We start from the raw sequence: 20,663 nt of genomic DNA, 5'->3' as shown, positions 1-20,663 counted from the left end.
TTCGCCCTTGTGCTCGCCGAAGGCGATCTTGCGGTCCGGATCGCGTTCGGCGAGGAAGATGCCCCACCGGTAGTCGGGCACGTTGACGTGGTCGAAATGCGCCCAGCCCTCGCGGCCGACGCTCACCGCCGTGCGCAGGTACACGCCTTGGGTCTCCAGTGTGGGGCCCATTTCGCCCCACCAGTTCAGGAACTTCGGCTGCCAGCCCTCCAGCGCGCGCTGCAGCCGGCGGTCCGAGGCCAGGCTGACGTTGTTGGGGATCTTGGCGTCGTAGTCGATCTTCTCCGGCACTGATCACACCCGCTTGCGGTCGAAGGTGGGCTTCTGTCCGGTCCCGTAGCGGCGCAGCGCGCCATCCGGGCCGGCGGCGTTGGGTCTGGTGAAGATCCAGTTCTGCCAGGCGGTGAGCCGCCCGAAGATCTTGGTCTCGATGGTCTCCGGGCCGACGAACCGGTGGTTGGCCTCCATCCCGGTGAGCGCGTCGGGGGACAGCGCGGCCCGGCCCTCGATGGCGATCCGGATCTCGTCCTCCCAGTCGATGTCGTCCGGCGCGTCGGTGACGAGGCCCAGCTCGACGGCTTCCTCGGCGCCGAGCGGATGGTCGAGTTCCCGTTTGAGCCAGTCCAGGTGCTCGGTCTCGCCGAAGAACCGGGATTCCAGGCGGGACAGGCCATTGCCCATCGGGAACACGCCGAAGTTGGCCTCGGACAACACGATCGACGCACGCTCCTCGCTGTCCTCGTCGTCGATCGGCGGACCGTCCAACATGTACTGCCGGTCGCAGGCCAATGCCAGCTCCAGCAACAGACCGGCGAAGCAGCTGCCCGGTTCGATGAGCGCGATGAGGCTTCGGCTGGTCACGTCGAGCCGCTTGAGGGTGCGCTTGTAGTAGTGCACGATCTCGTTGGACAGCCAGTCGGACGCGCCGAGCACGCGTCGTTCGTGCGCGAGCACCACTTCGGGATCGCCCTCGGTACGCAGCAACCAGGTGCCGAGCTCGGGTTCGTTCGTGCGCAGGCGCAGGATCAGATCGTCCAGCTCCCGCGTCATCGCGAGCAGCCAGCCCTCGCTTTCCGTTGCCCGCACGGTGATCGTGACGACGCCGCCGGACCGGTCGAGTTCGGCGGTGACGTTCGGATACCGGATCGCGTCGTCGGTCTCGGTGCGCTCCAGCGGGGTCAGCTCGACCCCCTTGGCGTCTTCGGGCCTGCTGGTGCGCGCCGCCAGCTCACGGGCACGCTGGGTGACGATTTCGCGGAACTGCTGGCGTGGCACCAACTCGTCGACGAGCCGCCAGTCGACCGCCGTGCGGCCCTTGACCCCGTCCGGCCTGGTGGCGAACACGTCGGCGCGGTCCTTGCGCACGCGGCGTTTGTCGGTCACCCGGGTCAGGCCGCCGGTGCCCGGCAGCACCCCGAGCAGCGGCACCTCGGGCAGGGAGACGGTGGAGGAGTTGTCATCGACCAGCAGGATCTTTTCGCAGGCAAGCGCGATCTCGTAGCCGCCGCCGGCGCAGGTGCCGTTCACCGCGGCGAGGTAGACCTGCCCGGAGTTCTCGGTGGCGTCCTCGATACCGTTGCGGGTCTCGTTGGTGAACTTGCAGAAGTTCACCTTCCACTCGTGTGCGGAGCTCGCGAGCATCCGGATGTTCGCGCCCGCGCAGAAAACCTTGTCCTTCGCGCTCGTGATGACGACGGCACCGATCTCGGGATGCTCGAACCGCAGCCGCTGCACGGCGTCGTACAGCTCGATGTCGACGCCGAGGTCGTAGGAGTTGAGCTTGAGCTCATACCCTTCGACGAGACCGCCGTTCTCGTCGACGTCCAGCTCAAGCCAGGCCACCGGCGGTTCGAGCCGGAGGCGCCAGTGCCGGTAGGTCGCGGGGTCTCGATCGAATGACACCATCGTCATACCTCGATTGTCTACAAGGATCTATCGGTCGTCAACGTTATGTAGAGAATTTCCGGAACTGCATGACACACCAGCGACGCCTATCGTGCTTAGCATGGCCGACCTGAAGCCGCGATCCCGTGCTGTGACCGATGGCCTCGAACGTACCGCGGCCCGCGGGATGCTGCGTGCACTCGGGATGGGCGACGACGATTTCGCCAAACCACAGATCGGGATCGCGTCCTCGTGGAACGAGATCACCCCGTGCAACCTCTCCCTGCAGCGGCTCGCTCAGGCCGGGAAGCAGGGGGTGCATGCCGGCGGCGGATTCCCGATGGAGTTCGGCACGATCTCGGTCAGCGACGGGATCTCCATGGGGCACGAGGGGATGCATTACTCCCTGGTCTCGCGGGAGGTCATCGCCGATTCGGTGGAAACGGTGATGCAGGCGGAGCGCCTCGACGGTGCGTTGCTGCTCGCGGGGTGCGACAAGAGCCTGCCCGGGATGCTGATGGCCGCGGCACGGCTCGACGTGGCGGCGGTGTTTCTCTACGCGGGCTCGACCCTGCCGGGCAAGGTGGACGGCCGCGAGGTGACGATCATCGACGCGTTCGAGGCGGTCGGGGCCTGTGCCCGCGGGCTCATCTCGCGCGAAGAGGTGGACAAGATCGAGCGGGCGATCTGCCCCGGCGAGGGTGCCTGCGGCGGAATGTACACGGCGAACACCATGGCCTGCGCGGCTGAAGCGCTGGGCATGTCACTCCCCGGCTCGGCGAGCCCGCCGTCGGTGGACCGGCGGCGCGACAGGTTCGCGCGCGAAAGCGGCGAAGCCATCATCGGGATGCTGGCGCAGGGGCTGACAGCCCGTGACGTACTGACCCGTGAGGCATTCGAGAACGCGATCGCGGTGGTGATGGCGCTCGGCGGTTCCACGAACGCCGTGCTGCATCTGCTGGCGATCGCGCACGAGGCCGAGGTCGAACTGACCCTCGACGACTTCACGCGGATCGGCGACCGGGTGCCGCATCTGGCCGATGTCAAGCCGTTCGGGCGGTACGTGATGACGGCCGTGGACCGGATCGGCGGCGTGCCCGTGGTGATGAAGGCACTGCTGGACGCCGGTCTGCTGCACGGTGACTGCCTGACTGTCACCGGCCGGACGCTCGCGGAGAACCTGGACAGGCTGGCGCCGCCGGAACTGGACGGGGACGTCATCCGGAAGCTGTCGAACCCGATTCACCCGACCGGCGGGCTGACGATCCTGCACGGCACCCTCGCCCCGGAGGGCGCGGTGGTCAAGAGCGCGGGCTTCGACTCGTCGCGTTTTGAAGGCAGGGCAAGGGTTTTCGACGGCGAGCAGGCCGCGATGGACTCGCTGGGCACGCTCGAAGCCGGGGATGTCGTGGTGATCCGGTACGAAGGCCCGCGTGGTGGGCCGGGGATGCGGGAGATGCTCGCGGTCACCGGCGCGATCAAGGGCGCGGGTCTCGGCAAGGACGTGCTGCTGCTCACGGACGGCCGGTTTTCCGGTGGCACCACAGGGTTGTGCATCGGGCATGTGGCGCCGGAGGCCGCGCACGGCGGTCCGATCGCGTTCGTGCGCGACGGGGATCCGATCGTGCTGGACATGGAGAAGCGTACCCTCGACGTGCTGGTGGACGACGCGGAATGGGCCCGGCGCAAGGAAGGCTGGGAACTTCCGCCCGCGCCGCGGCGCACGGGAGTGCTGGCGAAGTACGCGGCGCTGGTCGGCTCGGCGGCCAAGGGTGCGGTCTGCTCCTGACGGCTCAGTCGCCGGAAAGCAGGGGGCCGAGCGGGCCGAGGTCGAGGTTCAGCTCTTCGGGCGCTATCTCGAAGTGCTCGCACAGTTCGGTCATGCGCTGTTCCAGGCGCATCAGCGTCTCGCCGATGATCTCGATCTGCTCGTCGCTCAGATCGCCGTGATCCACCCTGCGCAACGCCTGCCTTTCCATCAGCTGCCGCAACAGTTCCACCACTGTCAGCACGAGACTGACGAGGCTGCGTTCGGCCGTCTCCGGATCGGCGCCGAGGCGGTGGGCGAAGGGCTCATTCATCGTGAGGCCGTAGTGCGGTGACGGAAGACAGCAAGGTACGCAAGGAAATGTGCACGAGATCGACGTCCGCGATCGACAACGTCAGCTCGCCGCTCACGACCACTCCACCGGCGAGCACGCGGTCCAGCAGGTCGACGAGCGCGACCGGCCGCTCCAGAGCGGCCGGTGCCGGCACGGGCGAGGTCATATCTCCTCCAGGGAAGTGAACGAATAGGGTGGCCATGGGCCGGTCAGTTGCGCGCGGATCGCGTCGTTGCCCCGGTCGCAGTCCGCGACCGCCTCGTGAAACGCCGGTGCGCTTTCGTCGTCGACGAGGTAGGTGGCGTTGAGGATCATCCGCCCGTTCTCCGCGGCGAGCGCCCGGCTCTGGGGCGGGTGGGTCCGCGTATCGACGGCGAGCGCGGAAAGCCGGGAATGCACCCGGCCCGCCTGCTCGGCCGCGCGTTGGTCGTGCTTCTCCCGCGCGGCGAGCGCGGCGCGGCGCCGAGCCAGGTAAGCCCTCCCGGTCCCGCGAGCGTCCTCGGCGACACCATGCCCTGGCCGGGGTTCGAGGAAAACCTTGACGCCCCATTCGGTCCGTTTGCCCAGCCGGTCGAGTGCCTGCTGGAAGTCGGGCGCCCGGCGCCGAACCATTTCGCGCACCCGCTCGTCGTCGCGATAGACCGTGGCCAGGCGGATCGGCACCACCGGCCCGGCGGCGAGCGCGGTGCCGACCACCGCGTCGTGCGCCCTCGCCACGCGGCCTAGCCAGTCGAGATCCTCGAAATTGCGCCGCAGGGCTTCTTCACCGAACACGTTCAGCGGCACATCCCCGACCACCGCGAGCAAACCCGCCGATTCGAGCACGCGCGGTGTTTCGCCCGCGACGCCGGACACCGCGTCCAGCGCGACCGGGCCGGCCCCCAGCACGGCATAGACCCAGATCCCGCGTTCACCCACTTTCGCCGTCCTCACCGTCTTCGATGGCCCGCGTGCCTTCGAGTTCGGCGATCCGGGCGCGCAGCTCGCGGTTGTCCTGCTGCAGCCGCGCGGTGTCCCCGGAGAGCCAGGGATCGCTTTCCCACCAGTTGATCCCCACTTCCCGCGCCGTCTCCAGTGAAGCGATGACCAGGCGGAGCTTGATGGTCAGCAACTCGATGTCGAGCAGGTTGACCCGGATGTCGCCGGCGATGACCAGGCCCTTGTCCAGCACCCGCTCGAGGATGTCGCCGAGGTTGGCAGGCTCGTGGTTACCGGACTGCGAGGTGGTGACGGGGTACTCCGAGACCATCAGCCCGCTCCGTTCCCGGTGCCCGCCCGGCCTCTCGCGTACCGGCTCCTGCGGCGGTACGCGAGCAGCTCGCCGTCGTGGTCCAATTCCACCTCGTAGAGCGCGAGCATGTCCGACGACGAAGGGATACGCCGCTCTTCGAGCACCTCCACCTCAATCAGCCAGCCGTCCTCGACGGGTTCGACCGAAGTGACGCCGACCGGCGGGCTCGTCACGAGCTCGCCGATGTGCCGCAGCGCCTCGGCCGCTGCCGCCGAAGCCGACAGCTCGGCTTTCCCCGCTCCCCGGGAGTCCGCGGCGACCACCTGCATCACCTCTCCTTCTCGTCCGCTTCCACCTGGGCCGGCACGTTCAGCCGGTCCAGCACCCGCTGTTGGGCATCGGCCTCTTCGTCGGACGAGATCTCGCCCGCCGCCCTCGCCTCTCCGGCGGCCTCCAGTTCGCGCCGCACCGACGCCGGGTTCGCCATTTCTTCGTCCACCCGGCGACGGATCAGCTCACCCAGCGCGAGCACTCCGCGGACGGGTGCCAACGGCAGGCCGAACACGTTGGACAGCAATCCCATCGCGTCACGCCTCCGGCTCTCGGGTGACGACGAAGTCGTAAGCCGCGATCGGGCCGAGCAAGCGCGTGTTCACCCGGCCTTCCCAGTCCCGGGCCAGCTTGCCGACGACAGCCTCGAGATCTCGTTGCTTGGCCGTATCCGCCAGGCAGGCCACGTACGCCGCGTCCTCCTCGTGCGTCGGCTCCCGCACGACGACCCGGACGTCGAGCGCCGCGAGAGCGTCCACCACCCGCTGGGTGTCGGCCTCACGTTTGGCGGCTATCGCCTGCTCGATGCGCTCACCCAGCGCGATCCGTTCGTTCCGGGTGGCGTCCTCGGGTTTGCCCCGGATCTGCTCCCTCGACTCGGCCAGTTCCGGGTTCTCGGAGAGGATCTCCCGGAGCACGGCCCGCTCCTCATAGCGCGCCTTGATGACGTACTCGGCCTTGCCCTCCAGCTCTTCCAGCGCTGCCCTGAAGTCGTCCTGGTGGGCCTTGAGCAATTCCTCCTCGACCTGCCGCTCGTCGGTGACCACGGCGCCGAACCGCAGTGGCAGCACCGGGGCTTCGGCGGCGGCCGCGTCGAGCAACGCCGCGTGCGCCGCGAGGTCATCCGGCCTGCCAAGGGTCGCGGTGCCGGGAATTTCGCTCACCAGCGCGGCGATCCCGTCACAACGCACGATCGTCACGGGCGCAGGCGGATCGCCGACGCCGCGTGCCCCGGGTTCGGTCTCGACATCCGCGGGCACGATTCCGTACACATACACAGCGGTTTCCGTTTCGGTGGCCATTTCAGTCACGGCCCTTGCGATCGCGTTCGGGCTCCTTGTCGCCGAGGATGTCGCGGAGTTTGTCCCCGGCGGCCTCGAGCGCGCCGCTGGTCTTCGCCTTCGCGCCGCCTTGGTTCACGTCCTCGAGCAGGTCGGGCAGGCCCTTCTGCTCCGTGTCGGAGATGTCGAGCCGGTTCACCGCTTCGGCGAACCGCAGGTAGGTGTCGACACTGGCCACGACGACGCGGGCGTCGATGGTCAGCAACTCGATTCCCACGAGCGAGACCCGGACGTAGGCATCGATCACGAGCCCCTTGTCGAGAATCGTGTCGATCACGTCGGCGAGGCTGCTCGAACTGGGGCGGTCGAGGCCACCCCCGCCGCCGGCCGGCTGCACCGCTGTCGTCATCGCTTGTTTCCCGCCTTTCCACCGGCTTCCGCCCGGTTTCGCCCGCGGCGCGCCGGCCGCTCGGGTTCTTCTTCGGGTTCTTCGTCCTCGTACTCGGCTTCGTCGCCGTCGTCCCCGGCCTGGTCGACGACCTCACCGTCGCGGATTTCGCCGTGCCACCCCTCGACGTCGTCCGCGTGCAGCAACACATCGGTCATCACGTGCCGACGGAAATGCTTGAGCTCCAAGCGAACCCGGCGCCCCTGCGCGCGCCACAGGTTCCCCGTGCGCTCGAACAGGCCCTGCGGGTGGTACGCGAGCACAAGCACGACCCGGGTCAGGTCCGGAGCTAGTTCGTGGAAGGTGACGGCGCCGTCGACGTACCCCTTTTCTCCGCTGGAACGCCACACGATCCGTTCGTACGGCACCTGTTCCAGGATCGTGGCCTCCCAAGAACGGTGTGACCAGAAGATCTGCGCCTTCCATTCGACCTTCTCGTCGGCGACCTGCTCGACGTTCTCGACCTTCTTCATGAACCGCGGGAAGTCGGTGAATCGCGTCCACTGGTCGTACACCAGATCGACCGGCGCGCCGATGTCGATCTCCTCGACGATGTTGGTGACCTTAAGCTTGTCGCCTTTACCGCCGCCGGTGAGCGCACCCTTGACCTTCTCCGCGACGCCGGACGCGGCTCCCTTGACCGCACCCATCGCCGCTTTCCCACCGATGCCCGGTTTTCCGCCGGTGATCGCTTCGACGAGGCCTCCGCCGTTGCCATCGGCGTAGTCGGTGAGACGCCCCGAGGCCGAGGTGATCCGCTTCGCCAGCGAAGTGGTCGCACGTGTGCCTACTGTCTGTACCAGGTTCCGCAGTGCGCCGCTCAGTTCGCCGGGCAGCCCGCCGTTCGCCTTCGACGCGGTTTCCGTGGCCTTGCCGGTCACGTCGGACGTGGCTTTGGTGGCTTTCTTGAGCCGGTCGGTGACCATGGCAGTCACCTCCCGGCCCGGCGCACCGGCGCGCGCCTGGACGCGGAACGAGTCCGGCGCGCGGGTTCCGCACTGTCGGCCGATTCGGACCGCCGCCGCCCGCCCGTCGCTCGCCTGCGGACGGGACGTTCGGGCTCCTCGTCCTCTTCATTGTCTTCGTTGTCGTCCTTGCGGCTACGGGAACTCCGGGAAGCGCGACGACGGGCAGGGCGTTCCTCCTCATCGTCCTGCTCAACGTCTTCCGCCGCGTCCTCGTCATCCCCCTTACGACTACGAGAACCGCGGCGACGCGCAGGACGTTCCTCCTCATCGTCCTGCTCGGCTTCTTCCGCCGCGTCCTCGTTCTCGTTCTCGTCGTCGGCTTCGTCTTCGGCAGGCGGCTCTTCCTCGCGGTCCTTGCTTCTCTTGCCCGCGCCGTCCTGAATCCGCGCGTTGAGCGCCTCGATCCGGCTGCTTGCCGCCGTGACCGCGGCAGCCTTGGCCGCGCCGAGCAACTGGTCGCGGGCGATGTCGGTGACCTTGCCCAGTTCGGCCGAAGCGCCCAGTTCCTTGAGGCCGTTCCGCAGCAGCGCCTGCGGCGAGGTGCCCGCTCGCCCGGTCGCCCCCGCGGCGGCGATCATCAGCGCGAGCCGCATCTTTTTGGTACGCCCCAGTAGATAACCGGCCCCAACCGCGACGGCCACACGTGCTCCTGCCTTCATTTCCTGTCCTCCTGACTCGGCGACCGGCGATTCCGACACCACCAACGTCGCCCAGTCGAGCTACCCGGATTGAAATCACAGAAAACCCTCGGCAGGGATAAAAACATTATTCCAAGTGTGCTCGGAGCGCCAAGATCAATTGACTCGACCGACGTGCAACTCCGCTCAGCGACAAGGAAAACACTCGCTGATACCAGAATGACGGCCAAAACCGGAAAAGGCGTGGCGGCTCGCCGGAAACGCCGTTCGATCACCCAGCGAACACGCGTGAAAGCAGATTTATGAACCAGTCACATTTCCAGGTCCGCCAACCTAACCCAGCTGGGTTGCCTTTCGAAAACATTCGTTGTAACTGTCGCGTTTCGACGCCGTGTGCGACATTCGTATGTGATCGTCATCGATGTGGGCAGGAACGACGAGCTGGTACCGACAGGGGTCGCCGCGACGAAGATAGGTGTCCACCGTGGCACCCTCGTGCGATGGTGGCAGCAAGGACTCGTCGAACCTGACCTCGTGACACCTGGCGGCCAAGCGCGTTGGGACGTGGAGAACCTCAAGCGCCAACTGCGCGAGCACGAAGGCAGGTAGTCACGGTCCTCCGCGAGCGGCGCAGAGGTGACGCGATGACGTTCCAAACGGTCCGGGTCGAGGAAGCGGCAGAAGTGATCGCGCCGGATGGTTCGCTCGTGCGGCCGCTGTGCACCCTGCCGGAACGGGCGAGCTTCGCGCGGTTCGAGCTGGCGCCGGAACAGGTGTCACGCGCCGTTTCCCATGCCACCGTGGAAGAGATCTGGTACGTCCTCGGCGGCGCAGGCCGAATCTGGCGCGCCGCCAACGGTCTTGACGAGATCACCGAACTCGTGCCCGGCGTGTGCTTGACGATCCCGCTCGGCACCACCTTCCAGTTCCGCGCGGACCCGGCCGGGCTGCTCGTCGTCGCTGTGACCACCCCGGCCTGGCCGACCACGCCGGGCGAGGCGCGCCCCAGGCTCGGGACCTGGTAGCCACCGGGAGCCGGCTGCCACGCCACCACGCCCGCCCCAGCCCACACCTCGTCTGCCCACACCTCGTCCGCCCACACCTAGGCCGTGCTCCAGCCGGCCCAGCCTTCCCCCGCCCGCCTGCCCGCGCCGGGCTTGACCCACCGCGTGACCACCCCGCGACCTGACCACCCGCGACCCGACCACATACCACCTGACCACATATCGCGTGACCACCAATCACCTGACCAAATTTCTCTTGACCAAATTTCAAATCTGGTCATACCATCAATACGTGAGCCAGGAAGAACGACAAGAGCGAGCCGAGCGAATCCTCGACGCGGCCGCGGAGCTGTTGCTGCGCTTCGGCTACCGGAAAGTGACTATCGACGATGTCGCCACGCAGGCCGGGATCGGTAAGGGCACCGTCTACCTGCACTGGAAGACCCGCGAGGCGCTTTTCCAGTCCGTCTTCCGGCGGGAGCTGGCCGCAGCGGCGGACGAACTCGTCGCGACATTGCAGTCCAACCCGCGCGAGATCCGGCTGCACCGGGTCACGCGCGCGAACTTCCTGGCGATCATGCGCCGCCCGCTGCTCAAGGCGATGGTGAGCGCGGACGTGACGATCCTCGGCAAGCTCACCCAAGATCAGCTCGAAACCCGGCACGAAGGCGCCACTCGCGACTACATCCGCCTGCTCGCCGACCACAGTTTGATCCGCTCCCCCCTGCCGATCGAGGACATGATCTACGCCTGGCACGCCACCCTCGGCGGTTTCTTCTTCGAAGCACCTCACCCCGAGGGTGTCGAACGCGCCGCCACCATCCTCGCCGCCACCATCCTCGCCGCCTTCGAGCCGCGGCTCGAACCGAGCGACGACGACCTCAAAGCCCTTGCCCCACAAGTGATCGACCTGTTCACCGAAATCAGGGACCTGCACCGCGCGGCCGTCCGCCGGGCCTACGAATGAGGAGCCAGCCATGCAGATCGGACTAGTGGTCGACGAACGCGGCCGCAGACTGGACGAACTGATCGCCGAAGCCCGCACGGCGGCGGAAGCCGGGCTCTCCGCGTTCTGGATGGGCCAGCACTACGGCTGGGACCCGTTGCTGGCGCTCAATGTGATCGGCCGAGAGGTGCCCGGGATCGGCCTCGCCACCGGGATCGTGCCCACCTACCCCCAGCATCCGCTCGCGCTGGCAAGCCAGACGCTGAGCGTGCAAGCCGCCACCGGTAACAGGTTCACGCTCGGCGTCGGGTTGAGCCACAAGCCCGTCATCGAAGGCCGGTTCGGCTATTCCTACGAGCGCCCGGCCCGGCATCTGCGCGAGTACCTCAGCGCGCTGATTCCGCTCCTGCGCGGCGAAGCCGTTACCTACCAAGGAGAAACACTGACCGCCAACGGCGCGGTCTCGGTAGCCGGCGCCGAGGCGCCGCCGGTGCTCGTCTCCGCGCTCGGTCCGGTGATGTTGCGCGTCGCCGGTGAGCTGGCCGACGGCACGATCACCAACTGGGCGGGCCCGAAAGCGCTTTCCGAACACATCGTCCCGGCCATCACCAAAGCCGCCGCAGGCCGCCCGGAGCCCCGGGTCGTCTCAATGGTGATGGTGTCCGTGACCGACGACGAGGCCGCCGTCCGCAGCTGGGTCGCCGAGAACTTCGGCTTGTCCGCGACGCTCGCCTCATACCGGGCGATGCTGGACCGCGAAGGCGCGAACGGGGTCGAAGACGTGATCATCGCCGGCGATGAGCAGTCGGTGGGAAAGGCGCTCCGCAGGCAGATCGACGCCGGTGCCACGGAGTTCGGCGTCGTTGCGCTGGGGTCGCCGGCCGAACGGCTACGGACCATCGAGTTCCTCGCCACGCTGTAGGCCAAGAGAAAGCCCGGTGAGCCACCCTCAGCGGCTCACCGGGCGAAACCGGCCTCAGACCAGATTCCCACCGGACGAATAAGGGCCATCCTGTTCGAAGCTCGGGCTCACCTGCGGGCTCCGGCCGTCCTGACCGGGCACCGGCGAGACGACCGGCTCGTTCAGCTGCTGGTCGACAGGCGCCTGCACCCGCGGATCCATTCCCGGGCCGCGGGTCTGCATCTCCTCGACCACCTGCTCCTCGCGCATCCGGGCGAGCACACCCAGCGTGATGGCGTGCGCGAGCGCCAGCACGAGCAGCATCACGCCGATCCGGCCCACGACCGAAGGCAGCGAGCTGCCACCCGGGAAGTCGATGGTCGAGATGAGCGCCAGTGCACCCAGCACGACGAGGTGGAACAGCACCGTGACCAGCCGCGTCATCGACGCACCGACCTCCGGATTGCCCCGTGCGTTATGGAGATAGCGCTTTCCGCTGTGGTAGATGAACTGGCCGTCGATCGCGACCAGCAGGACCCCCACCACCAGGAAGGCGACATAAGCATTGGTGTCCACGACGGGCTCCTCTCTACGCCCAGTGGGCTACCCGCCACTCGATGTCGCGAAACCGGGCAGGAATTCGGCACCCAGCGAAGGCGTTTCACCTGCTATGACAGACCTTGCCGAACGTGTCCTCGCCGAGGCGAACACCATTGCTGTCGTTGGCCTGAGCCGTAGCCCGCACAAGGCCGCGCACTCCGTGCCCGCGAGCCTGCAGGCCGCCGGGTTCCGGATCATCCCGGTGCACCCGTCGGCGGACGAGCTCCTCGGCGAAAAGGTCTACCGATCCCTTGCCGAGATCCCCGAACCCGTGGACATTGTCGACGTGTTCCGGCCCTCCGCAGAAGCACCGGCCATCGCGGCGCAGGCGGTCGCGATCGGCGCGAAAACCCTTTGGTTGCAACAAGGAATCGTCTCCGCCGAGGCGCGCCGCATCGCCACCGAGGGCGGTCTGGCGTACGTGGAAGATCGCTGCACAGCCGTCGTCCGCGCACTCGCCCAGCTGACGAAACACAGCTAGCGGTGGAAAACAGCCCCTGCGCGGTGGGACTTTCGACTCTGCCTTCCGCCACGCGTCGACCGGCCACAATACGAGGGTTCGCGCCCGCGAACCGAAGAGGTGGGACCGTGACCGTGGAGAATATCGCGCAGGGGCTGCTGGACCAGTTCGCGCCCAGCTACGAGTTCGTGTTGCGCGAGCATCTTCTCGTCGGCCTGCCGGCCACGCGGATCGCCGACAGCCTGCACCGCTTCGGTGCCGACCCCACCGACATGTTCGGCTGGGTTCTGGGCGTGCCGATGCCGTTGCGGCCCAACTCGTCCTCGCCGGGGTTCGACGAGATCCTCAGCAATGGCCGTTGGACGAAGCTCGGCGAGCGCCCTGGCGAAGAGGTCGTGTTCGGTGCGGCAGGCCGGTTTTGGACGTCCTTCTCGGACTGGCAGCGGGTGAGCGCGCAGGAGTTCTCGACGTTCGCCCGTCCCCGCCGCGGCACCATCGCGATTTCCCTGTCGTACCGCCCCTACCGCGACACCCGGACGCTGCTGACCTTCGAAGCGCGCGCGAAGACCACCGACGACATCGCCTACCGCTGGGCCGCGTGGTACTGGCAGGCGGTCAAGCCCACCGCGCGCCTGGTGGTGCGCCAGGTGCTGCGGCGGGCGACCGTCTGAGGTTCAGCCCACGTACGCGGTGAAGGCGTGGTCGGCGGTACACCTCAGCACCACGCCGACGGGCTGATTCCCGTTGCCGTCCCGCGGGATCGCGATCGGGCCCGGTCGGTCCGTGTCGAACACGTGATCGTCGCTCCAGCCGCCGTCCGCGTACAGGCACCAGAACAGCGGGCGCCCCGCGGACGGCACGACGACGTGTTCGTTGGTTCCGGCGGGCCCGAGCATGGTGGTCTCCTCATCGTTGTCCGGCCCGGCGTCCTTGCCGAGCAGGGCGGCAGGTAGGTCAGCGGCACCGGATATCCGGCCGCGCGCAAGCGGTGTGCGACGTCCTGGACGAACGGGACCCCACCGCTGCCGTCCTCGACGTCCGGAATGACCGGAATTCCCGGTGGCACCACGCGGCCGACCTCGGCCACGTGCGCTTCGGCGGACGCGGCGGTGAGCATCCCCGCCGCGCCCGCGTTGGCGAGATTGAACGCGGGATCGACGAACGAATCCCCTTCGCCTGCCTTGATTATTGCCAGCTCACAGCCTTCGCGCCGTACTTGGGCGAGGTCGAGCGTGGATGGCTGGTGGTGGCTGATGTCCACTGCGAAAGTGACGATGGCCGACTCCTGAACTGCTGGTTGGTGCGACGGCTACCCGGTTACACGTGCCGGATGCGGGGGCGGATCACACCGGCGTCCCGGAAAGACGAAAAGCACCCGGCGCAGATGTGGCGCGCGTCACTATCCAAACCGCGAACTCCGACGTCAGCGCGGTGGAACGCGGCTCACCCAGCTGCCGTTGCCGGAAACCCCGGCCCGTTAACGGTTAACCTCTTTCCTGTTCGACAAGGCCGAGGAACAGGAGCGCGACCGTGGGACTCACGGTGGAGTGGGCACACACGCCGGAATCCGTCGTGGTCACCGCGGACGGCGATGTCGACGCCAGTACCGCGACCCGGTTCAAGGAGGCGGTGGCGCAGGCACGCGAAAGCGGCGACTACACCGACGTCTATCTCGACCTGAACCGCGTCACCTTCCTCGACTCGGCCGGGCTGGCCGCGCTCGTCGAGGTGGCCAGCCAATGCCACAACGCCGATCAGAAGCTGCGCCTCGTGTGCACCACCCGCACTGTGCTGAACCCGATCAAGCTCACCGGGCTCGAGCAGGTGTTCACGATCGTCGATTCGCTGCCCTGAACCGAAACCGGCTCAGGCGGAGCGCTTGACCCGAGGCCGCGCCGGACGCGCCTTTTCCGCGAGCGCGGCGAAATCGCTCAGGCTGGCGGAGTCGAAAAGGTCGCGCCGGCGGACATCGCGCCGGAGTTCCTCCCGGATCCGGGACACGACAGCCATCGCGTTCAGCGAGGTGCCGCCGAGGCTCAGGAAATCCGCGCTCCAGTCGAGGCCGGACGCGCCCAGCTCCTCGGCCCAGATCCGCATCACCCGTTGCTCGAAGTCGGACCGGAGGTGGTTGCCGAAGTCGCGGCGCAGACCCAGCCGCCGGATGGCCTCGTCGCGCAACTGACGCTTCAGCACCTTGCCGAATTCGTTGCGCGGCAACGCTTTCGCATGCAGTATCCGCTGCGGCGCGCGAGCCGGACCGAGCTTTTCCCACACGAACTCGGTGAACCCGGTCGGATCGAACTCCGGTCCCGGCACGATCGCCGCGGCGACGTACTCACCGAGCGTCGGATGCGGTAGCGCGAACGCGGCGGCCTCGCGGACGCCGGGGTACTCGTGCAGCACCGCTTCCACCTCGATGGTCGAGATGTTGAAGCCGCCGGAGATCACCAGGTCCTGATGCCGGTCGAGCAGGAACAGGAAACCTTTGACGTCAAGGAATCCGATGTCGCCGGTACGCACCCAGCCGCCCTCGCGGAACACTGCGGCGGTGGCGGCCTCGTCGTCGAGGTACCGCCGCCGCGGCCCGTCCATCACGCGCAGTTCGACGTTGCCTGCGTTGTTCGGCGCCGTCGACACACCGGCGTCGTCCACCACCCGGATCGTCCCGGACCGCGCGGAGCGGCCAACCGACCCCGGCCGAATCGGGTCGTAGGTGATCTTGACCCGCGCCGGAAACGCCTCAGTGGAGGTGTACATGTTGATCGTGTCCGCAGCGGGGAACAACGCGGCGAGATTCGCCAGCGCGGCCGGCGCGATGGGGGCACTGATCGTGCGCACCACCCGCACTGACGAGGTATCAAAGGTCTCGGCGGCCCGACTGTCTATTAGGGACAGTGCGAGCGCGGGCACCAGTACGACGTGCGTCGGCTGGTATCGAGCGATCGCTTCGGCGAAACTCCGGTCGTCGTAGCCGGCGAGCGCGATCACGCGATGCGGCGTGCCATCGAGCGGTTGCAGCAACAATCCTTGCCCGGCCAATGAAGCGGTCTGGAGTGCATGCAGCACCACATGCTCTTCCTGTTCCGGGTCAACGGTTTTGTGCGTGCACAAGAGGCATTCGTGCGAGGCGACCACACCTTTGGGCCTGCCGGTGGTGCCCGAGGTGAACAGGATCTCGGCGTCATCCTGCGGTCGCACCTGAGGCAGCACGGCCGGCCCGCCGGTTTCCAGCGCTCGCACCGGAACGCTGCGCACGGGTAGGTCGGCGTCGGTGACCGAACCGACGATTGCGGCCGCGGACGCCTTGTCACACACCTGGCGCAGATGGTTCTGCCCCGATCGTCGTTGCACCGGAACGGCCACCGCGCCGGCCTTGTGCACGGCGAGGTAGGCGACGGCGGAGTCGAGGAGATCGGTGTTGTCGCACCAGATGACGACCCGGTCGTCCGGCCGGATGCCGGCGGAAACCAGCCCCTGCGCGGCAGCGGTGGAGCGCTCGTCCCACTCGCGGAGCGTGAGCCGTCCGGCACCGCACACCTCCAGCGCGACGGCTCCCGGCCGCTCGGCCGCCCGCGCCGCGAGGCGAGCCGGTGTGGTTGCGGGAATCGAGATCACTGCAGCCCTCCTCGCGGCTCGTACCAGGCCCTTCTCGGATCGTGACAGGTTCGGCCACGGTGAGGTACTCGTCGAGATTCGCCGCGTCGACCAGTACGGATGCGGGACGCTCCATGGATGACTCCGGAGAGATGGAAGACCGCGGTGTGTTGTTGCTCGGCGTCCTGGGCGCCTTCGCCGGCGTGGCGTTCTTCCTCGGACTCGGCTGCTTCGTCTGGAGCGCGCTGACCAGGGCCAGCCACCAGCGCTCCGCGATCCTCGCCGAGCTGACCGCGTTGCGTGCCGGGCGGGCCACCAACCCTCCCGGCACGGAGTAACCGCATCAGCGCAGCGCGGCGAAGAACGCCCGGATGTCGCCGGCCACGAGCTCGGGGACCTCGAGTGCCGCGAAGTGCCCGCCCTGCTCGAACCGGCTCCAGTGCACGATGTTCGAGTTGTCCCGCTCCGCGAACACCGTGATGGTCTGGAAGTCGTCCTTGAACACGGCGACACCGGTCGGTGCGGCGTTCACCGGCGCGGGCTCGTCGGTGGCGGCCGCAGCGTTGTCGAAGTACGACCGGGACATGCCCGCGGCCGCGTTCGCGAACCAGGCGACGGAGACCTCGGTGAGGATCGACTCGAGCGGCACGAGCGAGGTGCCGTTGCCGAAGGAGTTGAACAGCTCGCTGTACGCGAGCAGCCCGAGGGGCGAGTCGCTCAGGCCCGCGGCGATCGTCTGCGGGCGGCTGGCGTTCATCGCGTTGTAGCCGCCGACCTTCTGGAACCACTGCATGTGCTCCAGCCCGGCGTAGTCCTGCGGTTCGAGCCGCTCGAACTCCGTGGGGTCGCCCGAGGGGAAGGAGAACAGCTGCAGCACGTGCAGACCGAGGAAGCCCTCCGGGTTGAGGAGGCCGAGCTCTCTGGCGACCAGTGCGCCGTTGTCGGAGCCGTGAATGCCGTAGCTCTCGTAGCCGAGCCGGCGCATGAGGGCGTCGTAGGCGCGGGCGACGCGGGCGGTGGTCCAGCCGGATTCGTTGACCGGGTTGGAAAAGCCGTAGCCGGGCGCGTCGGCACCACGACGTGGAAGGCGTCCTCGGCGCGGCCGCCGTGGGCGACCGGGTCGGTGAGCCGGTCGATGAGGTCGAGGTAGTCGACCGAAGAGCCGGGGTAGGTGTGGGCGAGCAGCAGCGGTGTCGCACCGGCGTGCGGGGACTCGACGTGGATGAAGTGGATCGGCTGGCCGTCGACCTCGGTGATGAAGTGCGGGTGGTCGTTGATGCGCTTCTCCACCGCGCGCCAGTCGAACGCGCGCCACGCCTCGATGGCCTCGCTCAGGTAGCTGTTCGGGGTGCCCAGTTCCCAGCTGTCGCCCGGCGCCGGCTGCGGCAGCCGGGTGCGGTCGAGGCGGTCGGCCAGGTCGGCCAGCTCGGCATCGGTGATCTCGATGCGGAAGGGGCGGATGTCTGTGTTGGTCATGGCACAGACGTTAGAGTGGCTATAGGAAGGATTCGTTCCTAATAGATGAGGCAATTTTGAACGCCGATCCCGCGGCCCGGCTGCTCGCCCTCCTCGCGCTGTTGCAGTCACGCCCGTCGTGGAACGGCACCGAACTCGCGGAGCGGCTCGGCGTCACCACCCGGACGATCCGCAACGACATCGAGCGGCTACGGCGTCTCGACTACCCCGTCGAGGCCGCACGCGGCGCGACAGGCGGGTACCGCCTCGGCGCGGGCGGCAAGCTTCCGCCGCTGCTTCTGGACGACGAGGAGGCTGTGGCCGTCGCGATCGGCCTCCGCGCCGGCCGGGGCATCGCCGGCCTCGAGGCGTCCAGCACCCGGACGCTCGCGAAGCTCGAACAGGTTCTGCCGGCACGGCTGCGCCCCACGGTCGAGGCCGTCGCCACGGTCGTCGACCACGCCCCGGAAAACACCGGCACCGACGCACCCGATCCCGAGGTGGACCCCGCCGTGCTGCGCGCCATCGCCGCCGCGATCCACGACGGCGAATGGTTCCGGTTCGACTACCAGGGCGCCTTGCGCCTTGTCGAGCCGTACCGGTTGCTGGCCTGGCAGCGCCGCTGGTTCCTGGTCGCCCGAGACCCGTCGAGCGGCGAGTGGGACGTCCACCGAGCCGACTGGATCACCCCGCGCATGCGCACCTACCGCCGGTTCACCCCCACCCCGTTGCCCGCGGCCGACTACACCACCTTCACGATGCGCCGCGTCGCGACCAGCGGCTGGAACGTGCACGCCCGCCTGCGAATCAGCGCCCCGGCCGACGCCGTCCTCGCCCGGATCAACCCCACGGTCGGCGCCGTCGAGGCGATCGACGCAACCACCTCGATCCTGGTCACCGGCGCGGACTCGCTGGACACGATCGCGGCATACATCGGCATGCTGGGCATGGACTTCACCGTCGAGTCGCCGCCGGAGCTGAGGGCGGTGCTGCGGAAGTTCGCGGAGCGGTACCTGCGCGCCTGAGCCTCGGACTTTAGTACGGCGCCGAATGGAGCAATGCGGGACAGAAATCGGACACGTGTGGCGAAACGTCTAGACCAATGTTGCCGACCACTCGCACACTTCGGGCACGGTGTGGTTTTTTCCGGTCCCTGGAGGTTTGTCCGATGCGTCGAAGAATCGCCCGCACAGCCGGTGGTGTGGTCATACTCGCCACCGTCGCACTGGCCCCGACCACCGTCGCGCAGGCGTCCCCTGCGCTGATTTCGGCCATGCAGCACGACTTCGGCCTCACCGCCGAACAGGTCCAGACCAGGCTCGCGCAGGAAAAGACGGCCACAGAAGTGCTGCCCGCGGCGCAGCAAGCAGCGGGAGCCGCTTTCGGTGGGGCGTGGTTCGACGCCGCGCAGGGCAAACTCGTGGTCGGCGTGACAGACCCGGCAGCGGCGGCAGCGGTCGAGCAGACCGGCGCCGCCACTGCGCACGCTCGTGTCAACGCCGCCACGCTCGACCACGCGAAGGCAGTGCTCGATGACTCACCCGCGCCCACATCGGTGACCAGCTGGCGCACAGATCCGCGCACGGGCAGCCTCGTCGTGACGATGCAGCCGGGCGCGCAAAGCGCCGACGTCGACGGGTTCCTTGCCCGCGCGCGGCAGACCGGTGTGCCGGTCACCACCACGACCGCGCCACGTCCGGCGACCGAATCGGCAGGCACCGTTGGCGGCGATCCCTACTACATCAACGGAAACGTCCGGTGCTCGATCGGATTTTCCGTGCAGGGCGGGTTCGTCAGCGCCGGCCACTGCGGCAGCGCCGGCTCGTCGACGACCGGCTGGGACGGCTCCGCGCAGGGCACCTTCGTCGGATCTTCCTTCCCCGGCAACGACTATTCCTACATCGCGATCGGCAACGGCTGGTGGACGGTGCCGGTCGTACTGGGCTGGGGCACGGTCAGCGACCAGTTGGTGCGCGGTTCGGCGGTGGCCGTGCCGGGTACGTCCGTCTGCCGTTCGGGCTCGACGTCGCACTGGCATTGCGGGGTCGTGGAAGGGCTGAACGAGACAGTGAACTACGCGCAAGGCGCGGTGTACCAGGTGACGCGCACCTCGGTGTGCGCCGAGCCGGGCGACTCGGGCGGGTCGTTCATCTCCGGCGACCAGGCGCAGGGCGTGACGTCCGGCGGATACGGCGATTGCACCTCCGGCGGGGAGACGTGGTTCCAGCCGGTGAACGAGATCTTGCAGACCTACGGGCTGACACTGGTCACGGCCTGATCGGTGGGCGTCGGAACGGCTGCCGGCTCAGGCCGGCAGCCGTCACGATCGCGCACACCCACGTGGCTGCCGCCGCGACAAAGACGACTGGGGAACCCGGCCCCGCGATCCGCAGCAGCAACAGCACGCCCAGGGCGTCGACAACAGTCACGACGATGGCCATGGCGAGCGCGCCCCTGCGGATTCCCGCGAAGAATTCCAGATCCCGCGCGGGCGTGGTGGGAGTGCGCGATCCGGCAAAGACCGCGAGAACCCCAGAGACCAGCAGGGCGAACCCGCCGCCACCGACAGCGATGAGCACGAAGTAGTACATCGGGTGGACGTTGCCCGGCGCCGCGAAACCGAGCGAGATCATCGCGACAATCACCGCGAAGGCGACGACGATCGAAACCGCCGCGATCGCGCGCGGCGCGGAGGAAATGCTCCTCACGCCATCCCGTGCCGGTCGGGCTTGTCCTGCCTGGCCCACTTCGAAGCCCCATCTCCGGAGCCAAGCCGTCGCGCAACCCCAGGTCAACCGCGGTTTCTCAAGAGCCGACTAGGGGACTCGAACCCCTGACCTGCTGTTTACAAGGTGCCCAAATCCTGGGGACGGGTGTCCCCGGCGGTCCCTGATCGTCCCGGGCAGTCCCTCAACGGCGCGAATGTTGCAGGTCAGAGGCCTAGGGCGGCCCGCTCCGTCCCGGACCGTGCCGGGCGATACCGGGACGTCCGGGCCCCCCTCGGGCCCCCATCCTCTACACGGAGAGATCACCAAGTACCCCGATCACCTTGACGGAATCTTGGAGATTTCCCATGCCACAACGATACAGCGGCCACAAAC

The 20,663-nt window shown here is 68.0% G+C and carries 26 protein-coding genes and 2 pseudogenes; 10 read left to right on the top strand and 18 right to left on the bottom strand.

What is annotated here, in order from left to right; all coding sequences use genetic code 11:
- Together VHD82_RS26490 and boxC are read right to left on the bottom strand one after the other, a co-directional pair.
- Positions 1–291 (bottom strand): annotated as a pseudogene (locus tag VHD82_RS26490) (benzoyl-CoA 2,3-epoxidase subunit BoxB); the annotation flags it as partial.
- A gap of 3 nt (positions 292–294) precedes the next feature.
- Positions 295–1,911 (bottom strand): 2,3-epoxybenzoyl-CoA dihydrolase, encoded by a 1,617-nt coding sequence (gene boxC, locus VHD82_RS26485; protein ID WP_325709545.1) that lies wholly within the window; start codon positions 1,909–1,911, stop codon positions 295–297.
- A 94-nt stretch (positions 1,912–2,005) separates the two neighbouring features.
- On the opposite strand from boxC, the gene ilvD reads away from it, so the two are divergent.
- Positions 2,006–3,673 (top strand): dihydroxy-acid dehydratase, encoded by a 1,668-nt coding sequence (ilvD, locus tag VHD82_RS26480; protein WP_325709542.1) that lies wholly within the window; start codon positions 2,006–2,008, stop codon positions 3,671–3,673.
- A 4-nt stretch (positions 3,674–3,677) separates the two neighbouring features.
- Here ilvD and VHD82_RS26475 read toward each other — a convergent pair whose 3' ends face one another.
- From VHD82_RS26475 to VHD82_RS26430, 10 genes are read right to left on the bottom strand one after another with little or no spacing between them, the layout of a single operon-like run.
- The gene (locus VHD82_RS26475; RefSeq protein ID WP_325709539.1) at positions 3,678–3,965 is read right to left on the bottom strand and encodes a gas vesicle protein K; all 288 of its coding nucleotides are present in this window, start codon (positions 3,963–3,965) and stop codon (positions 3,678–3,680) included.
- Positions 3,958–4,152, bottom strand: a complete 195-nt coding sequence (locus tag VHD82_RS26470) for a gas vesicle protein (protein WP_325709533.1) — start codon at positions 4,150–4,152, stop codon at positions 3,958–3,960. The genes VHD82_RS26475 and VHD82_RS26470 overlap by 8 nt, the downstream gene beginning before the upstream one ends.
- The gene (locus tag VHD82_RS26465; protein WP_325709530.1) at positions 4,149–4,904 is read right to left on the bottom strand and encodes a GvpL/GvpF family gas vesicle protein; all 756 of its coding nucleotides are present in this window, start codon (positions 4,902–4,904) and stop codon (positions 4,149–4,151) included. Before VHD82_RS26465 ends, VHD82_RS26470 begins: the two co-directional genes overlap by 4 nt.
- On the bottom strand, positions 4,897–5,235 hold the full coding sequence (locus tag VHD82_RS26460; RefSeq protein ID WP_325709526.1) for a gas vesicle protein: 339 nt from the start codon (positions 5,233–5,235) through the stop codon (positions 4,897–4,899). The genes VHD82_RS26465 and VHD82_RS26460 overlap by 8 nt, the downstream gene beginning before the upstream one ends.
- The gene (gvpO, locus tag VHD82_RS26455) at positions 5,235–5,546 is read right to left on the bottom strand and encodes a gas vesicle protein GvpO (protein WP_325709523.1); all 312 of its coding nucleotides are present in this window, start codon (positions 5,544–5,546) and stop codon (positions 5,235–5,237) included. The genes VHD82_RS26460 and gvpO overlap by 1 nt, the downstream gene beginning before the upstream one ends.
- Complete coding sequence (locus VHD82_RS26450; protein ID WP_325709520.1) at positions 5,546–5,800, bottom strand: gas vesicle protein GvpG; 255 nt, start codon at positions 5,798–5,800, stop codon at positions 5,546–5,548. The genes gvpO and VHD82_RS26450 overlap by 1 nt, the downstream gene beginning before the upstream one ends.
- A 4-nt stretch (positions 5,801–5,804) precedes the next feature.
- A complete protein-coding gene (locus tag VHD82_RS26445; protein ID WP_325709517.1) occupies positions 5,805–6,569 on the bottom strand; it encodes a GvpL/GvpF family gas vesicle protein in 765 nt (254 codons plus the stop codon).
- Between the two features lies 1 nt (position 6,570).
- On the bottom strand, positions 6,571–6,957 hold the full coding sequence (gene gvpJ, locus VHD82_RS26440) for a gas vesicle protein GvpJ (RefSeq protein WP_325709514.1): 387 nt from the start codon (positions 6,955–6,957) through the stop codon (positions 6,571–6,573).
- Positions 6,954–7,922, bottom strand: a complete 969-nt coding sequence (locus tag VHD82_RS26435; RefSeq protein WP_325709511.1) for an SRPBCC family protein — start codon at positions 7,920–7,922, stop codon at positions 6,954–6,956. The genes gvpJ and VHD82_RS26435 overlap by 4 nt, the downstream gene beginning before the upstream one ends.
- 5 nt (positions 7,923–7,927) lie before the next feature.
- On the bottom strand, positions 7,928–8,605 hold the full coding sequence (locus VHD82_RS26430) for a hypothetical protein (protein WP_325709508.1): 678 nt from the start codon (positions 8,603–8,605) through the stop codon (positions 7,928–7,930).
- A gap of 641 nt (positions 8,606–9,246) precedes the next feature.
- Between VHD82_RS26430 and VHD82_RS26425 the strand changes: the two genes are divergently transcribed.
- The 3 genes from VHD82_RS26425 (at position 9,247) to VHD82_RS26415 (ending at position 11,474) form a co-directional block, all read left to right on the top strand.
- Complete coding sequence (locus VHD82_RS26425; protein ID WP_325709505.1) at positions 9,247–9,627, top strand: hypothetical protein; 381 nt, start codon at positions 9,247–9,249, stop codon at positions 9,625–9,627.
- Positions 9,628–9,832: 205 nt separating this feature from the next.
- The gene (locus tag VHD82_RS26420) at positions 9,833–10,573 is read left to right on the top strand and encodes a TetR/AcrR family transcriptional regulator (protein ID WP_325709502.1); all 741 of its coding nucleotides are present in this window, start codon (positions 9,833–9,835) and stop codon (positions 10,571–10,573) included.
- 10 nt (positions 10,574–10,583) lie between these two features.
- Positions 10,584–11,474, top strand: coding sequence for a TIGR03564 family F420-dependent LLM class oxidoreductase (locus VHD82_RS26415; protein ID WP_325709499.1), 891 nt, complete (start codon positions 10,584–10,586; stop codon positions 11,472–11,474).
- A 54-nt stretch (positions 11,475–11,528) separates the two neighbouring features.
- On the opposite strand, the gene VHD82_RS26410 is transcribed toward VHD82_RS26415, so the two are convergent.
- Positions 11,529–12,029: a hypothetical protein gene (locus VHD82_RS26410; RefSeq protein ID WP_325709496.1), complete on the bottom strand. Its 501-nt coding sequence runs from the start codon at positions 12,027–12,029 to the stop codon at positions 11,529–11,531.
- Positions 12,030–12,123: 94 nt separating this feature from the next.
- On the opposite strand from VHD82_RS26410, the gene VHD82_RS26405 reads away from it, so the two are divergent.
- Both VHD82_RS26405 and VHD82_RS26400 read left to right on the top strand, forming a co-directional pair.
- Positions 12,124–12,534, top strand: a complete 411-nt coding sequence (locus VHD82_RS26405) for a CoA-binding protein (protein WP_325709493.1) — start codon at positions 12,124–12,126, stop codon at positions 12,532–12,534.
- 107 nt (positions 12,535–12,641) lie between these two features.
- Positions 12,642–13,184: a hypothetical protein gene (locus VHD82_RS26400; protein WP_325709490.1), complete on the top strand. Its 543-nt coding sequence runs from the start codon at positions 12,642–12,644 to the stop codon at positions 13,182–13,184.
- 3 nt (positions 13,185–13,187) lie between these two features.
- Here VHD82_RS26400 and VHD82_RS26395 read toward each other — a convergent pair whose 3' ends face one another.
- Positions 13,188–13,409, bottom strand: coding sequence for a hypothetical protein (locus VHD82_RS26395; protein ID WP_325709487.1), 222 nt, complete (start codon positions 13,407–13,409; stop codon positions 13,188–13,190).
- Positions 13,410–14,043: 634 nt separating this feature from the next.
- Between VHD82_RS26395 and VHD82_RS26390 the strand changes: the two genes are divergently transcribed.
- Entirely contained in the window at positions 14,044–14,367 is a 324-nt protein-coding gene (locus VHD82_RS26390; RefSeq protein ID WP_325709484.1) for an STAS domain-containing protein, read from the top strand.
- Positions 14,368–14,379: 12 nt separating this feature from the next.
- On the opposite strand, the gene VHD82_RS26385 is transcribed toward VHD82_RS26390, so the two are convergent.
- Positions 14,380–16,128 (bottom strand): AMP-binding protein, encoded by a 1,749-nt coding sequence (locus tag VHD82_RS26385; RefSeq protein WP_325709482.1) that lies wholly within the window; start codon positions 16,126–16,128, stop codon positions 14,380–14,382.
- 113 nt (positions 16,129–16,241) lie between these two features.
- Here VHD82_RS26385 and VHD82_RS26380 point away from each other — a divergent pair, with 113 nt between their 5' ends.
- Positions 16,242–16,445, top strand: a complete 204-nt coding sequence (locus tag VHD82_RS26380) for a hypothetical protein (RefSeq protein WP_325709479.1) — start codon at positions 16,242–16,244, stop codon at positions 16,443–16,445.
- A 5-nt stretch (positions 16,446–16,450) separates the two neighbouring features.
- Here the strand turns inward: VHD82_RS26380 and VHD82_RS26375 are convergent, their stop codons facing one another.
- Together VHD82_RS26375 and VHD82_RS26370 are read right to left on the bottom strand one after the other, a co-directional pair.
- The gene (locus VHD82_RS26375; protein ID WP_325709548.1) at positions 16,451–17,092 is read right to left on the bottom strand and encodes a hypothetical protein; all 642 of its coding nucleotides are present in this window, start codon (positions 17,090–17,092) and stop codon (positions 16,451–16,453) included.
- A 224-nt stretch (positions 17,093–17,316) separates the two neighbouring features.
- Positions 17,317–17,583 (bottom strand): annotated as a pseudogene (locus VHD82_RS26370) (epoxide hydrolase N-terminal domain-containing protein); the annotation flags it as partial.
- 56 nt (positions 17,584–17,639) lie between these two features.
- Between VHD82_RS26370 and VHD82_RS26365 the strand changes: the two are divergent.
- Positions 17,640–18,587 (top strand): helix-turn-helix transcriptional regulator, encoded by a 948-nt coding sequence (locus VHD82_RS26365; RefSeq protein WP_325709476.1) that lies wholly within the window; start codon positions 17,640–17,642, stop codon positions 18,585–18,587.
- Between the two features lie 143 nt (positions 18,588–18,730).
- On the top strand, positions 18,731–19,840 hold the full coding sequence (locus VHD82_RS26360; protein ID WP_325709473.1) for a S1 family peptidase: 1,110 nt from the start codon (positions 18,731–18,733) through the stop codon (positions 19,838–19,840).
- On the opposite strand, the gene VHD82_RS26355 is transcribed toward VHD82_RS26360, so the two are convergent.
- Positions 19,830–20,309: a hypothetical protein gene (locus VHD82_RS26355; RefSeq protein ID WP_325709470.1), complete on the bottom strand. Its 480-nt coding sequence runs from the start codon at positions 20,307–20,309 to the stop codon at positions 19,830–19,832. The genes VHD82_RS26360 and VHD82_RS26355 overlap by 11 nt on opposite strands.
- Between the last annotated feature and the right edge of the window lie 354 nt (positions 20,310–20,663).

Source organism: Amycolatopsis sp. (assembly GCF_035546795.1).
Lineage (GTDB): Bacteria > Actinomycetota > Actinomycetes > Mycobacteriales > Pseudonocardiaceae > Amycolatopsis_E.
This window is presented reverse-complemented; position numbering and strand designations above follow the sequence as displayed.